16 protein-coding genes and 2 tRNA genes are annotated in these 14,578 nt (G+C 55.3%); 5 read left to right on the top strand and 13 right to left on the bottom strand.

What is annotated here, in order from left to right; translation table 11 throughout:
- Positions 1 to 3 precede the first annotated feature (3 nt).
- The 4 genes from COMA1_RS17825 (at position 4) to COMA1_RS17810 (ending at position 3,585) form a co-directional block, all read left to right on the top strand.
- Positions 4 to 351, top strand: coding sequence for a hypothetical protein (locus tag COMA1_RS17825; RefSeq protein WP_090750892.1), 348 nt, complete (start codon positions 4 to 6; stop codon positions 349 to 351).
- A gap of 204 nt (positions 352 to 555) precedes the next feature.
- Positions 556 to 2,169, top strand: coding sequence for a tetratricopeptide repeat protein (locus tag COMA1_RS17820; protein WP_090750891.1), 1,614 nt, complete (start codon positions 556 to 558; stop codon positions 2,167 to 2,169).
- A gap of 169 nt (positions 2,170 to 2,338) precedes the next feature.
- Positions 2,339 to 3,064, top strand: a complete 726-nt coding sequence (locus tag COMA1_RS17815; protein WP_090750890.1) for an oxygen-binding di-iron domain-containing protein — start codon at positions 2,339 to 2,341, stop codon at positions 3,062 to 3,064.
- A 113-nt stretch (positions 3,065 to 3,177) separates the two neighbouring features.
- On the top strand, positions 3,178 to 3,585 hold the full coding sequence (locus tag COMA1_RS17810) for a DUF6982 domain-containing protein (protein WP_090750889.1): 408 nt from the start codon (positions 3,178 to 3,180) through the stop codon (positions 3,583 to 3,585).
- Positions 3,586 to 3,706: 121 nt separating this feature from the next.
- Here COMA1_RS17810 and COMA1_RS17805 read toward each other — a convergent pair whose 3' ends face one another.
- The 11 genes from COMA1_RS17805 to COMA1_RS17760 form a co-directional block, all read right to left on the bottom strand.
- Positions 3,707 to 4,687, bottom strand: coding sequence for an L-threonylcarbamoyladenylate synthase (locus tag COMA1_RS17805; RefSeq protein ID WP_090750888.1), 981 nt, complete (start codon positions 4,685 to 4,687; stop codon positions 3,707 to 3,709).
- A 45-nt stretch (positions 4,688 to 4,732) separates the two neighbouring features.
- The gene (locus COMA1_RS17800) at positions 4,733 to 5,254 is read right to left on the bottom strand and encodes a peptidylprolyl isomerase (RefSeq protein WP_090750887.1); all 522 of its coding nucleotides are present in this window, start codon (positions 5,252 to 5,254) and stop codon (positions 4,733 to 4,735) included.
- A gap of 89 nt (positions 5,255 to 5,343) precedes the next feature.
- Positions 5,344 to 6,609 carry an MFS transporter gene (locus COMA1_RS17795; RefSeq protein WP_090750886.1) on the bottom strand — a complete coding sequence of 422 codons (1,266 nt, stop codon included), beginning with the start codon at positions 6,607 to 6,609 and terminating at the stop codon, positions 5,344 to 5,346.
- A gap of 156 nt (positions 6,610 to 6,765) precedes the next feature.
- Complete coding sequence (locus tag COMA1_RS17790) at positions 6,766 to 7,446, bottom strand: FKBP-type peptidyl-prolyl cis-trans isomerase (RefSeq protein WP_090750885.1); 681 nt, start codon at positions 7,444 to 7,446, stop codon at positions 6,766 to 6,768.
- Between the two features lie 150 nt (positions 7,447 to 7,596).
- Positions 7,597 to 7,689, bottom strand: a tRNA-Ser gene (locus tag COMA1_RS17785).
- A gap of 191 nt (positions 7,690 to 7,880) precedes the next feature.
- Positions 7,881 to 8,144, bottom strand: coding sequence for a hypothetical protein (locus tag COMA1_RS17780; RefSeq protein ID WP_090750884.1), 264 nt, complete (start codon positions 8,142 to 8,144; stop codon positions 7,881 to 7,883).
- A 456-nt stretch (positions 8,145 to 8,600) separates the two neighbouring features.
- Positions 8,601 to 8,966 (bottom strand): hypothetical protein, encoded by a 366-nt coding sequence (locus COMA1_RS17775; RefSeq protein ID WP_090750883.1) that lies wholly within the window; start codon positions 8,964 to 8,966, stop codon positions 8,601 to 8,603.
- Positions 8,967 to 9,728: 762 nt separating this feature from the next.
- Positions 9,729 to 9,986: a thermonuclease family protein gene (locus COMA1_RS17770; protein WP_090750882.1), complete on the bottom strand. Its 258-nt coding sequence runs from the start codon at positions 9,984 to 9,986 to the stop codon at positions 9,729 to 9,731.
- Position 9,987: 1 nt separating this feature from the next.
- Positions 9,988 to 10,335, bottom strand: coding sequence for a hypothetical protein (locus COMA1_RS17765; RefSeq protein WP_090750881.1), 348 nt, complete (start codon positions 10,333 to 10,335; stop codon positions 9,988 to 9,990).
- Positions 10,336 to 10,399: 64 nt separating this feature from the next.
- On the bottom strand, positions 10,400 to 10,570 hold the full coding sequence (locus COMA1_RS21205) for a hypothetical protein (RefSeq protein WP_176698155.1): 171 nt from the start codon (positions 10,568 to 10,570) through the stop codon (positions 10,400 to 10,402).
- Between the two features lie 182 nt (positions 10,571 to 10,752).
- Positions 10,753 to 10,842, bottom strand: a tRNA-Ser gene (locus COMA1_RS17760).
- Between the two features lie 216 nt (positions 10,843 to 11,058).
- Here COMA1_RS17760 and COMA1_RS17755 point away from each other — a divergent pair.
- Entirely contained in the window at positions 11,059 to 11,478 is a 420-nt protein-coding gene (locus tag COMA1_RS17755) for a DUF4282 domain-containing protein (RefSeq protein ID WP_090750880.1), read from the top strand.
- A 113-nt stretch (positions 11,479 to 11,591) separates the two neighbouring features.
- On the opposite strand, the gene COMA1_RS17750 is transcribed toward COMA1_RS17755, so the two are convergent.
- Both COMA1_RS17750 and COMA1_RS17745 read right to left on the bottom strand, forming a co-directional pair.
- Entirely contained in the window at positions 11,592 to 12,341 is a 750-nt protein-coding gene (locus tag COMA1_RS17750; RefSeq protein ID WP_090750879.1) for a hypothetical protein, read from the bottom strand.
- Between the two features lie 732 nt (positions 12,342 to 13,073).
- Positions 13,074 to 14,462, bottom strand: coding sequence for an IS4 family transposase (locus tag COMA1_RS17745; RefSeq protein ID WP_090750878.1), 1,389 nt, complete (start codon positions 14,460 to 14,462; stop codon positions 13,074 to 13,076).
- Between the last annotated feature and the right edge of the window lie 116 nt (positions 14,463 to 14,578).

The following is a 14,578-nucleotide window of genomic DNA, read 5'->3' as shown; positions in this document are numbered from 1 at the left end:
AATATGAAGCACATCCAGCTATTGGCTTTAGTTATTGCAGTGTCAACTGCGATGGCTGATGATCCAGTGGCGACCCTTCGAAATGAATTGGTTGGCTTGAATGTTGCTGCCCCCGAGGCCGATGCCGAGCGGGATATCGCTCAAGACCAGATAGCGTGCTTCAGCATTAACGGCTTCGCAAAATACTTTCCGGGTGTGCCTGAGAAAGATCGCAAATATTGCGAAGCGAGAGAAAAGAATTTTAGGGGAACCTCCGATGTGGTCCTGACTAAAGAGCATGAAGATCTCACCTCTCAAGCGATAAAATATGCAGGGAGATACAATGCGTATGGCCTTCGTCATAGAAGATAGCGCTTAACAATGTGCTTGAACTAACTTGCCACGTCGACAACCGCCTGGTCTGACCCGAGCATTAAACCGTGTACTATGCTCTCTCGCACCAACATGCGAACAAGCAACCAATCTGGATATAAGCAAGGACGCAAGTCGATACAGCTTCTGTTGCAAACAAATGGGTTTAGCCATTTTTGTAGTTCCTCTACTTTAGGTGCTGCAATGAAACACGGTGATGGTGTTTGCCTGAGCGTTCTCATCGTGACTTTCCTATTTTGCTTGGCTGGAGTGCAGGCCACGTACGGGGACCCTGGTTCCCAGATTCAGACAAGCGAGGCGGCTCAGGTGCCGCTCTATGACAACCTGGGTACGCTGCACTATCCGATCACCACCACGGTGCCGCTTGCGCAGCGGTACTTCGATCAGGGATTACGGCTCTACTACGCGTTCAACCATCAAGAGGCTATTCGGTCCTTTCAAGAGGGTACGCGACTCGATCCGGACTGTGCCATGTGCTACTGGGGTATCGCGCTTGCCTATGGGCCCAACATCAATGCGCCGATGGATGCTACGAACGGTCGTCTGGCTTATTCCGCGATTCAGCAAGCCGTTCAGCGTGTACCAGGGGTGAGCGATCGAGAGCAAGCCATGATCCAAGCGCTTGCCATGCGGTACGTAGCCGAGCCATCAACAGACCGGGCTGAATTGGATGCCGCCTATTCGCGTGCGATGGCGGATGTGGTGCAGCGTTTCACGGATGACTTCGAGGCCAAGACGCTGTATGCAGAGTCACTGATGGACTTGAGCCCGTGGAACTATTGGACGGCTGAGGGTAACCCTAGGCCCAATACGGAATTGCTCTTGTCACGGCTCGAACAAGTCCTAGCTGCCGAACCTGGTCATCCGGGTGCGAACCATTTTTACATCCATGCGGTTGAGGCGGTCCAACCAGAACGGGCACTCGCGGCTGCCGAACGTCTCGCAGGCCTGATGCCTGGCGCGGGGCATCTGGTGCACATGCCGGGCCATATCTACATTCGGGTGGGCCGGTACGAGGATGCGATCAAGGCCAACGAGCATGCCGTGCATGCGGATGAAACCTACTTCCGAGACCATAACCCAGCGGTCGGCATCTATGTGCTTGGGTATTATCCACATAACTACGACTTTCTCGCGTTTGCCGTGAGCATGATCGGCCGAGAAGCGCAGGCCATCGCTGCGGTAGACAAGGTTGCGGCCTTAGTTCCCCAGGAATTGTTACACGAGCCCGGAATGGCTTTTCTTCAGCATCACCAGACGCGCAAGTTGCAGATGCGCGTGCGTTTCGGTCGATGGGACGAGCTGTTGAGTGCGGAGGGGCCAGCTGAGGATCTGCTACATGCCCGTGCTATATGGCTGTACGCGCATGGGCGAGCGTTGGTGGCACGTGGTCACCTCAAGGCGGCCGATGCCACGTTGGTGCAGTTGCGCGCCATCGCTCAGGATCGTCAGGTGAGGCCTCTGCGGCTTGAATTCAACAGCTCCGGCCTCGTGCTGGATATTGCCGTTGAAGTGCTTGCCGGCCACATCGACGCGGCGAAAGGTGATTTGCCTGGCGCGATCACTCATCTCCGGGAGGCCGTGCGGCGAGAAGATGCGCTCGTCTACGGGGAGCCACCCGAGTGGACGGTACCTGTGAGAGAAGAGCTTGGTATGCTTCTGCTCAAGGCGGGGCGCGCCGTAGAAGCGGAGCAGGTATTTCGTGAAGATTTGAAGCGATTTCCGAAGAATTCCTGGTCTCAGCAAGGCCTTACGGACGCTCTCCGCTTACTGGATGGCGAGATGAAAACCGAATGATGACATGGCGTGGGATACTCTGACGTGCGTGGATCATTTCACAAGTGGCTTTGGCATGATCGCCGTCAGTAGCAATCATCCTCAGTACATCATCAGAATCCTTCTATCGTCGTCTTGCTCTTTCACTGCCCTACGTATGATCGGCCCCCCAAATCCTTGAGGAGATTTCATGGCCAAGATCACTGAGATCGCTCCGGACCTATTCCGTCTTACCACGTTCGTTGAACCGTTCAATATTCAGTTCAGTCAGTTTTTGGTGCGCGACGATCAGCCGCTGCTGTTCCACACCGGTCCGCGGGCACTCTTTCAGGAGGTCAAATCTGCCGTGGCGTCGCTTATTAATCCGCAGACCTTGCGCTGGATCGGGTTCAGCCATTTCGAGTCTGACGAATGCGCGACAGTGCCGGAGTGGCAGCAGCTGGCTCCGCAGTCGGAAGTTCTGTGCAGTGTGGTCGGCAAGATGGTGAGCGTCGACGACTGTCTGGCGCTTCGTCCCGCCAAAGGGATGGTTGATGGTGACGTACTCGAAACCGGACGATATCGCTTTCGTTTTCTCGCCACGCCGCATGTACCCCATTGTTGGGAAGCGGGACTGCTGTTCGAGGAGACCCAACGGACGCTCCTCTGCTCGGACCTTTTTCACCAAGATGGGGATGTTGAACCAATGACGGAATCGGATGTCATCGGCCGATGTCGGGAGACGCTGCTGGAGTATCAGCGAGGTCCGTTGGCGAATTATGTGCCCTATTGCTCCTTGACGGAGGTGACGCTGAACCGACTGGCGGCACTCCAGCCGAAACGGCTCGCGACGATGCACGGCTCAGTCTATGTTGGTGATGGAAGTACAGCACTTCGCGATCTTGCCGTGATGTGGCGAGAGGTCCTCACGACATAATCCGGATAGACCCGCTCAGTCCCCTCAGGAATCACATTTTTCTTGGGAATAACGCCCGCCACGGCGATACTGCGAAAGCAGCACGTCAGGCCTTTGCGAATGAGGGAGGGTGTATGACCGGTCCAGCCAAGATCGTTGTGCGGTATCAGAATGGATCAATGTTGAAGGGCTATGCCCAAGACTTCTCTCCCGGGGCCCAATATTTTCACGTGAAGGCAGAGGGAGCTAAGACATCGGCCCCGCCCACGCGCGTGATCATGCAGGAGCTGAAGGCGGTGTTTTTCGTGCGCGACTTTGTGGGAAATGGAAGTTACAAGGAGGGTAAGTCATTCGTTCCAGGCAAGCCCTTGTCCGGGAGAAAAGTAGAGGTCACGTTCCAGGACGGCGAACTTTTAGTGGGCACGACGACTGGCTACGATTCAACTCGGCCCGGCTTCTTCCTCTTTCCGGCGGACGATCGAAGTAACAATATTCGGATGTACGTTGTCGCCAAAGCGGTCAAGGGCGTACGGTTCCTCTAGCACTATCCGTTTTTATCCCACCAGGTGTGAGTTCCTTACAGACAGTCACAACACAGTTGTTCATTGTTCTGTCGTCTATTTTAGCGGATCAGTCTATAGGGCATGGTGGACGATGCGAGCCTCATAAGGCGGCGCAGCGGCGCAGGCGGTCCATGATCGCTACCCCCAGCCCTTCTTCCTGACAAGGGTCCACATAGATTCGATCCAAACCTTGCGCGTCCAGCCGCCGAAGAGCCGCAAAGAGATGGCGTGCGGCTTCCCGAAGATCGCCGGTTGCCGAGAGGGCCTCAACCGCTGCAAAACGCTCGTCCGTTGCATTGGCTTCCGAGAAGATCAACAATCCAGCCCGTTCGTTTTTGGTGGGTGTCGGTCGTGTCTTGGCGGAGGTCAGGATTGTGACGGGAGTTTGGGTTGCGTAATGGCGAGCCAGTTGTCCTGGGGCGGTCGGCTGATCGACCACGGAAGACGATCGGCTGAGTGGGCCGATGGCGGCGCTGAGTTGTTCAAGCGTGATACTCCCAGGTCGCAACAATTCAGCCTGGGGGCCTATCAGTGAGACGATGGTCGACTCAACGCCGACGGGACAAGGTCCTCCGTCGAGGATGAGATCGATCGTACGTCCAAGCCCGTCTGCCACATGTTGAGCCGTTGTAGGACTGACGTAGCCAAAGAGATTGGCGCTCGGTGCGGCAATCGGTGTGCCTGCCTCTCGAATCAGTGCCTGTGCTACCGGATGGTTCGGCATTCTGACGGCGACGGTATCCAGGCCAGCGGTGACCAGATCCGGAATGGTCGGCTGTTTCGGCAAGACCAACGTCAGTGGTCCCGGCCAAAACTGATCGATGAGCTGCCGGGCTGTTGTTGTAAGAGCTCTCACCACATTGTCCAGTTGCCTCCGATCGGCAATATGGACGATGAGCGGATCGAATTGCGGCCGTTGCTTGGCTTCAAACACTTTCGCCGCTGCATCAGGATTCAACGCGTCACAGCCGAGTCCATAGACCGTTTCGGTTGGAAAGGCCACGAGCCCCCCTCGCCGGATGGTGTTGCCGGCCAGGCGAATGGATTCTGGATCTGAGGCTGGAAGGGTTTGAGCGTTCACCGGATTGATGGTGGTGTTGAACGAGGGTTTGTTCCTGTCGACCGGCTATTCTTTGACGGTCATGGTCATTCTGATTGGATCGAGGGGATTGTCATATTGATCTCGTGGCGCCGCGACGATCTTGTCGACCACGTCGATCCCGCGAAAGACCTCTCCAAACACCGTATAGCGCCGGTCCAATCCGCTGTTGTCGTCCACACAGATGAAAAATTGTGAGCCGTTATCGTTGAAGTCGCGTGTGCTGTTGCTCTCACGCGGCATCTTGGCCATGGAGAGTGCGCCCCGCTTGTGGGGATAATCGTTCGGTTCAGGAGAGAGAAAGTACCCGGGGCCACCGGTGCCATGGAGCATACGATCCGGCTGCTTGCTCAAGGGATCGCCACCTTGGATGAGAAATCCAGGTACCACCCGATGGAATGCTGTGCCGTCGTAGAACCCCATCTTCACCAGGTTGATGATGTTTTCGACATGCCGAGGTGCAGCATCAGGGTACAGGCGGATCTTGATCTCCCCCAGCTGAGTGGTAATGGTGATCCGAGGATCCTTTTTCTGAAATTGGAGCGTCATGGTGCTGACTGTAACAAGGGCATCCTCTTGGTGACAAGGAGTACTGCAGTGCCGAGTTCTAAACGCTGAACTCTGAGATGGCTGAGCACTTAGGTCTCAACACCATCTTCCGTGAGCCGTTCTTCCGGATTGATACGGAGCCACATGAATCCACCGAGCAGCGCCATGAACGCTGCCAGGCCGAGCGAAGCAGGCCATCCCCACTGTTGCGCGATCCATGGCGTGAGGGTTGGGGAGATTGCCCCACCAAGATTGGCTCCCATGTTCATCAAGCCGGACAGGCTTCCGGCATGGGCAGGAGACAAGTCGCTGATGGAGGACCAATAGGCGCCTATGGTGAAATAGAGCCATCCTGCTCCTAATGAGAGACAGGTAATGGCGAGGTAGGGTGATTCGACCAGGGCGCCAATGGCAATGGACAGAGCGGCTAGACCCATCCCGGCCATGCCGACCATCCGACGCCCTCGCGTGACGCCATGTCGGGCCGCCAGTTGATCCGTGACCCATCCGCCAAGGGGGCATGACAGGAGAATGGCCAGGAATGGAGCGGCGGCAAAGAGTCCACCGCGTAAGATGCTGAAGCCTCGTTCATTGACGAGGTACAGATAGAACCAGGACATATAGACGTACGCGACATAGCCAAGGCATCCATAACTCAGCATGAGCCACCAGACCGTGGAGGTGTGTCTGAGCCGACCCCAGGGCATCAAAGTCTGGGAAGTCGGCGTGGGTGCCGTGGCGATCGGGGCTACGGAAGGAGTGAACCCGGGGTGGTTCGTGGGGCGGTCAGCCGCAAGCAGCCACCAGATGACGGCCAGACCTAGACCAAGACCACTTGAAAGATAAAATGCCGTCTGCCACCCATAGTTGACCATGATCCAAGCGGTGATTGGAGGGGTGATGGCCGCACCGACGCCGATTCCTCCAATGGCAATGCCGATACCGAGTCCTCGTTCGTGGCGTGGAAGCCAGTCCGTGACCGCTCGGTTAAAGGTCGGCAAGGCTGCTGCCTCTCCAACCCCAAGGAAGAAGCGAATCAAGGCAAGTGCGCTCACGATTCCCAATGGTCCAGCGAGGAACGATGTGGCAGCCACGGCCGTCCAGGCCGTAAAACAGGACCACCAGATGAGGGCGATAGTGAGGACGATGCGCACTCCCCAGCGGTCGCTTAACCATCCCCCAGGAATTTGGAAGAGGGCGTACCCCACGACAAACGCGGAGAAAATCCAGCCCATTTCCTGGTCGGTCAGTCCCAGAGCCGGCATCATCTGACGAGCGGTGACGGAAATGTTGACCCGATCGATATAGGTGACGACGCTGATGGAGAAGAGTAAGCCGAGGATGAGCCAACGCATTGGTGAGGGGGAGGCCGATTCGGTGCGAGGAAGAGAGTCCCTGTCACTCACGGCAGTCTTGAGGGGTGGTGTTCAGCGGGGCTGGTTTGCACGATTGGTCAGTGGATAGAAAGCTGAATGGAGTGCCGCCTCGCAGAGGAGGCGGCACTCTCGCGGTTATTTTGCAGGCACGATCTCGAGCAGTTCCACTTCAAATATTAAGGTGGATCCTGGCTTGATGGGTGAACCAGGCGGGCTTGCATCACCATACGCCAGACTAGACGGACAGATCAGCCGACTCTTGCCACCGACCTTAATCTGTTGGACCCCTTCTGTCCAACACTTGATGACTTTGTCGAGGGGGAACGTGGCAGGCTCTCCACGCTTGATGGAACTGTCGAATACGGTCCCATCGGTGAGGGTGCCGTGATAGTGGACCTTGACGGTATCGGTTGCCTTCGGAGTTGCGCCGGTTCCGGGCTTGATCGGGGTGATCACAATACCGGACTCAGTCTTAATGGAGCCCTTTTCTGTCGCTGCTTTGGCGGTGAATGCGGCTCCAGCTTTTTTCTCACCCTCGGCGACGAGGGCCAGACGGGCTTGCTGAAGTTGCTGGATCTTTGGCCCGAAGGTCTGGAGATCGACTTTGGGCGAGCGCTTGAGCACGCCATCGGTCATCCCATTCTTGACCATGTCCAGTTCAGCCTCGGTCAGGGAGAATGTCCCGATTGATTGGCTGAGAGCCAAGCCAAGGGCATACAAGGTTTTTTGGTCATCGTTGGCTGGGTCCGATGCTGCCCATAAAGGGGCTGCAAGAAGGAAAAGCCCTGCCGCAAGAGTCAGTGTACGGGTTCGCATAGAGTGTCGGGTCCTTTCTTATAAGAGGCCAAAGAAGCTTGTAAGCATACGACACGCATCTTGGTCCTACAACACATATTTCACAGGGTGGAGATCGGAGGGCTTGGCTAAAAGCGATGGATTACCCGAGAAAATTCATGATAGCAACAGTGGCGGAGAGGGAGGGATTTGAACCCTCGGTAGAGATTTTGTCCCTACGGCGGTTTAGCAAACCGCTGCCTTCGGCCACTCGGCCACCTCTCCACGTCACAACTGTAGGGATCGGGCCGCATCCACAGCGGAAATTATCGCCAGGGCGGAGCATCACCGACGCGGAGGCATCTTACCTCAGCTCAAGGGAGAGGCACAAGGGATGATTCGCATTCGGACTTGGCTAAAGTGCGCAAGCACATTCTCGAGGTTGCCACACGGCGAGGCTTGAACAGGCTGTGTTCCTAGTGCGTTGGTTCTAGCGGGATCAGCTGTGTGATTCGTCTCTGTAGTGATTGGAGAAATTGATGGAGATAGTCCGATGCGTGAGCAGGAGAAAGCGCGCTATTCTGGGAACTATTACTCTCCTCTTCAGCCTGTGAGAGCAGCGTTGTATATCGTAGTTCAGTGTGGCTGGGCCGCACCACTCCGCTGAGTATCAGCATGTGAAGCGCTTTACGTTTCCGTTCGGTACGGCCAAGATACATTTTGAGTCTGGTAATTGCCATTGTGTACCCTCCTCGGTGATCGATCATGTTATCCGGCGGCGGTGACATGCGCTCAGATCCACAAGATGTGCTTGAAGTCCGTCTCGAGACTTTTGGGGTGACCACAGTGACGGCATCGAGCAGAGAGGACTGACTGGTCTGCAATGCCTGTCGTGCGAAGCACCAGGTGATACGTCCTCCCTCCGCAGAAAGGACAGGCCTTCCCACGTAGTTCCCGTCGAATAGCTCCTCTAGAATTCGGTTGTTTTTCCACGTGTGGTTCTCCTGCTCACCCTGAGGCTTTGTATGGAACATTCATAGGAATATGAGTGAAGGGAGGTTTCTTCGGGAGGGAGAAGAAACCGTCGTTGCCTGCGGGTGGGCATCCGCACACAACGTCCTTCACCCACGTGCTCTGTACGCCCTCCCATGCTGGCGCATCACGCTATCCATGTTTTCCGACCAATCGCTCGACCTTCATGCGCGAATCACAATCTGTTCCCACATTCGGTGGGGAACCGGTTGCGCCTGGTTTGCCGGTGCGATGAACTGCCTGAGCCGGGCTTGATCTTTGGACGAGGTGAGGAGCAAGTCGAGCTTGACCCACTGGTGTTTGACCCACTGGACCTCGGCGAGGTCTATCTGGATAGCTGAACCCTCATCGTTGGGTAACCACAGGCGTAATTTGACATAGTCACCAGGGTGCAACTGTTCAGGGCCTGTGATCGAAGGAGGGGAGGAGGAGAGTGCATAAATACATCCTTCGCCCTGTAACCCTTCGCTTCCTTCCGACAGGATGCAGTCGATTGCGATCTTTGAGACCATTGCCTGGGGCATCATCATTACGCCTCCTTGAGAAGTCTCGATGGTCATTGCACGGTAATACGAGAACGGAAATGCGACTACTACCCTCGTAGGTGGCAAGACCCATCAAACGGGGGTGTCGCTGTGATTTGGCTGGTATCCAGCGGGATGGGACAGTGGGCCATGGGTAGCCCACTCTGTTCAAAGAAGTGCAAAGGGAAGACGGGTACGAGTGCTTCAGGATCTGAGGCCGGTACTGTCAACAAGGCACTGCATCCGTATGAGACAGTTTTGATGAGAACTGAAGTAGAGCTCCGGTCGTGGGTTTAGGCTCTTCTGAGATTTACAGCACCGGGACAAAACGGGTAGGTGCTACCCACTATCCGCACCGGAAGGCAGCTTCTGTGGCACCCTGCCTGTCGTCAGGTCACGGAAGGCGTTTCGATTCAACGATGGGTCGTCTCTGCGTGGTTAAAGCCATTGCCGTGTCGCGAAATAGCTGAAGGCAAGGACACACAGGACTCCCATAATACACAGCACGGCTGCTCTCGCAAGAGGATTGTGAAGCCACTGGAGTGAGCTTTGAAATGGGTTGAGAGAGACTGCCATAGGTCACCTCTCTTCTCACAAGGTGTGGGCTGGATCGTACGGTCATAAGGCTACGCTTGGTGGATAAGTCTGTAAAGAGGAGTTTAATGGCTCCTGGAGCCGGTTGCCCGGTATCCTCGATCAAAAATCGTGGCATCAAGCCCGATCGGATCCTTCCAATTCAGTTTCCCTTCTCCCTCGCTTGTGCTTGTCCTAACAGTAGGCTTCGACTGTGACGGTCTTTGAAAAACTCAAGCTCGATGTTGCTTGCTTCGCCCGCTGCTCGAACGCCTGGGCCTTTTCCAGGCAGTCTATCCCCTGCAGGCGGATATGTTCGGCTTTCTTATGATGTAAGACCACAACAATGTCAGCATTGAGGGCTGAGATCACCGGCCTTGTGAAGTCCGCACAGGCCGCGCTCGTCATAATCAGAAGAACAGAGGTAGCAAGCGTGGTTCTACCGTGTACCAAGTCACTCTCTTAGAACTTTTTTAAAACAGTCACCTGCGTTGATAGCCTTCAGCGTTGCACAGCTGAGGATCTTGGATGACCCTTTGGCGTCGTTATAGATCAGGACGGCAAACATCTGGCCGTCACGACAGGTCACATTCCAAACGGCATCATCCGACTTCGTTGCCCCCTGGAAGAAGCTTCGTGTCACGGAGTCGCAGCGTTGTCCACTGCCTTGAAGAAACTTGGCAAAGAGCGTGTTTCGGTCTCCCGATGTCATCTGCTGTATACGGCCATGGGCGGGGTTCGCTGATACCTCTTGTGTCCAGATTCCCCCGAGCAAGAGAACAATAATAAGCAACTGAACCATCTGTTATCCTTCCTGTTGCGTATTCTATTAGGCGAGGCAGACCCAGGACTACTGTCGGTCCTAGTTAATATGTCGTTCCCCGTGTCATTTGCATGCCTATCTCAATAATCCGCCCGATGTGCTCCAACAACTTCACCGACTGCTTGGAGTCCATCCCGTTCTGATTCAAGCCCTCGAGAATGTGATTCACGACTTTTTCTTCGATCTGAGCCATCACGGACAGCAATGGGGGCATGGTCTCAGGGAGTCGAGCTCGTAGATTCTTCGTTCGTAAGACCCGATCAGTCTTTGACCGGTATAACCTCACGCGTGAGGATGATCTTCGTAAGGCCGCGAAGCGGCTCAACCGGTATATCGACACTTGGGAGAGTTGAGCGGGAAGGTAGTTTGGATGAAAGTTCACAGCCTGCTGAAATATGGCGGAGGGGGCGAGATTTGAACTCGCGGATGAGTTACCCCATCTCCGGTTTTCAAGACCGGCACGTTCGGCCGCTCCGTCACCCCTCCGGCCTTGCGCTTTAGGCAGGTATGAGATCGCGCAGTATACGGTGTTCCGATGGGGTTGGTAAACACCTTCCTTCGTTTTCTTTCGGAATCGATTCTGACGACTCACACAGCCCAGGACCCGGCTGTGAATTGGGCTCTCGCCTCTGAGCCGGAAGTTGGATAAGCTGCACGAAGCAGTGTTGTCTATCTTTGAACCACCGACCGGAGGGAGTATCTATGAAGTGTCCACAATGTTTTATGGAAAACGATGCTTCGGCCACGAAGTGCTCCGTGTGTGAGCAGGCCTTGAATGCACCACGAGCAAAATCGGTGAAATACATGAGCTTCTACGCGGAGTATTTTGCCTTTCGAGAATTAGTGACGCCGCAGCTCATTAAAGTCATCTACTTTATTGGAGCGTGCTTCATCACCGCTGGCGGGCTGTTGTCGATCTTGTCGCCTGATGCGCTGGATGAGTATGCGGCTGGTCCGATTTTCACTCGCCTTGGGGGGGTTGCAGCCCTTGTGATGGGCAATCTGGTCTGGCGCATCATGTGTGAAGGGGCCATTCTGCTCTTTAGTCTTCATGAGCTGCTGGTCAGCATTGATACGCGGACAGGGCTGCTGGTGCGGCAGGGGAAACGCATTGAACCCTGAGACAGCTCAATCGGGGAATATACAGAAGAGCTTCTCTCGCAGGCAGGCGCTGCAAATCCTGAAGTCTTGGGAAATGCAATGATGTGCTTGTTGGTCCAACCACAGGCCTTGCTCTATTGGTGGTTGAAAGGATCTGATCTATCCAGCATGAGTATTGTAAGTCCATTCGCGTCGGTTCTATGTTCGAAATTGGCTTGGTTTCGGCTCAGGCAAATATCAAGATCTTTGAAATCCGCAATGCCACGCTTAAGGTCGACCACTTGATTGACGCGTCCTTGATATAAAAACACGAGCGCATTGACGGAATCTGAAAAATGTATCTCACTGCGCTCCTCGATATTCCAATTCATGTGTAGTACGGATCTAGCTTTTGCATTATTCGTGTAAGGTCCAAAAATACAGACCCTATCCCATGCAAAGGTCACGTCAAGATCAGAGAAGATAATTGCCTTTTGGTTTTCCTTTTGTAGCTGTACGGAAAGCTTGTTTGGGAATGACGCGCGTTCCTTGAAAAACGCGTAAGGGGTCGCTCCAGTAGCATACGTAAAAGTTGTTCCAACGAGGTCCATGAAGGTATCAGGGAGCTTTCGGAGGCCTGGTACGAGTAAGGACATGAAGAATGCCATCAGTAACGCTGAAACAATTTTGGGGAGATAGTCCATGCGCCACGTTGAGTGGGGGGATGCTTTTATTCTTCGACTTAACATCAATGCGCAGAACAGCAATATCGACATGGCGGGGATAGAAAACACGAACACCAGGGCGCCCTGTCCATCAGTAAGGGTGATCACACAAGATGCCAAGAAAATGAGTAGCGTGAGGAGGGTAAGAACTAGAACACCAACGGATAAAAGTGTGTTCATGATGATAAGGATGCTAAAACAGACCTCTCGTTTTGTCTGCAAATAAGTGCATCATGTGAAGTGGCTCTCGGGGTCTTCAGGGAAATTGGCTTTGCACGTCCTAAGTGGCGCCTGCTCCCTTTGTCAGGTCACAATCTGCTGGTGGATATCGATACACGGACAGGGTTGCTGGTGCGGCAGGTCAAACGCACTGAGCCGTGAAACGGCTCGATTGGGCGTTACGGGGAAGAACGCTTCTCAGCGCATGAAACACCCGCCGAACCGATAGATGAGACGGGTGGCGCTGCTGATAACAGGCTTCAGCCAGCCGTGGATCCTCACAGTGGACCACCGACATCAACTCGGCTATGCTGAGCCCAACAAACTTTAACCGGGAGGTCGATTATGCCTGGAATGTTTGGCGACAACCCTCCTCTTCTCCTGATCACAATTGCCGTTGCAGTCGTCGCCATTATTGTTTTTGCCTTCATGACCGCAGGTTTCTAGCATTGGATGCTTTGGACCTTCCAAGGTCGCCTGACTGGTTTGATTTCTTATCAACGCTAGCCACTGCCTAGTCATGCAGGGTGGATGAGGTGGCTCCGGTCTGTTGGGCAGCCTTTGCCCGTCATACGTGGTGCCAGGCGGTTGAGGCCTACGCAGCAGGTTGTGCGAGCCAGTTTTCCCAGTACACGCGATCGTGCGTGCATTCGTCAAGCGCCTGTAATAAACGGGGTCTGACCCGAATGGCACTTACTTAAGCTTCTCAGGGTGGCCATATTTGCGGATGTCCTCTCTGGCGATCGCACGTGGTTTGGTGAGCAGCGGATAGGGTTTTGGTCGGCGCTTGATAGCTCGGGGTTCGATGCGGCCAGGCCTGTTGCCGACCCGCTGTTGAGCGATCAGGACTAACAGGCCATCGTGCATTGGATCGCCGTTGAGGCCGTGGCTATGCTGCTCCCAGGCGATCCAGAGCTGGAGGGTGTGTTTGAAACTCAGCTGGCGCGGTCGCGCGTCGGCGTGGAGTGCCGCCTGAGCCATCAGCAGCCGAATGAGATTGTAAGCCAGGAGATGGACCCAAATTTCCTTGAGGGCCATCGCGGGGGTCTGACAGCTTAACTGCTCCATGCCCAAGGTGCTCTTGATACTGCGCAAATCCAGTTCGACGTGCCATCGGCTTCGAAACAATGCCTTCAGGGCGGCCTTGTGCGTGGCCTTAGGGCAGAGCAGTGTTGTTACCAGAGTCTTCCCGCCAGTGCGCAGTTCCCGTACCAACAGCGTATCGGGCGCCTGATCATAGTCAGCCTGACTCATCCAGTCAGGTTTGTTGGTTGGCTTGCGGAGCACGATCAGGTGGTCGCGTGGGCCTAACCGTTGCCCACACCGAAAGTCGGTCCGGCGCTGGCGGGCTCCGTACTGCTCAAAGACCGCATCAATGCCCAGCGTACGCAACGTGCACAGCAGAAAATACGTGGCGTAAAAGGCATCACCAACCAGCAGGTCCCCACATTCCAACGTGTCGAGTATCGAGCGCAGCAGGGTCTGTTCATCGCCGCCCTTCCCCTGATAGCGGCCAATCGCGGCATTGAGCACCGCCCCGCTCTCAAGACACAGCAGGCCCACGATCCGGCACAAGGGGAACCCCAGCCCGGGCTTCTGACTCCGCGAGTGTGGATAGGTCGCCTGATTCGCTGGTGTGTCCGGCATCACCACGGTTGTGCCATCGACCAACCGAACCGGACGTCCCCGCCACTGCCATAACTCGGGAGCCTGTGAGGTGATCCGTCGCCCTGTCTGGCGCACCAGGCTCGAAAGCATTTCCATCGGCAAGCGTTGTCGCGCACGACAGTACGCGCCGGTATGTGTACTGCACGGTGGCAGCCCTCTGGCTACGCGTTTGACTGCCGTGTCGTTCACGGCTTTCTGGCACGAGCGATCGGCACTGAGTGCCTGCGCCAGAAACATCGACAACGTCTCGGTGGGTGGGAACACCCGGTCCCGATGCGGCGGGACCAGCGATTCGATGTCGCTCAACAACGCTGGGCCGGTCAGCAGGTTGAAGAACGTGTACGCATCGCTGTGGTGGACGTGACGACGAATCCGCTGTTGTTGCTGTGTGCACAAGCTACGCTTCGGATACATTCAGCTTCGCTCCTCGGGTGAAAGATGGTGGGGTAGCAACCCTACCGTATCACTCGAGGCAGCCGTTTGGTACCTCGCATCCGCCACGGAGTCGTTAAGTAAGTACCATTCGGGTC

This window comes from Candidatus Nitrospira nitrosa, from assembly GCF_001458735.1.
In the GTDB taxonomy this organism is placed as follows: Bacteria; Nitrospirota; Nitrospiria; order Nitrospirales; family Nitrospiraceae; genus Nitrospira_D; species Nitrospira_D nitrosa.
The sequence above is the reverse complement of the archived record's forward strand: the minus strand, read 5'-3'. Positions and strand labels throughout refer to the sequence as shown.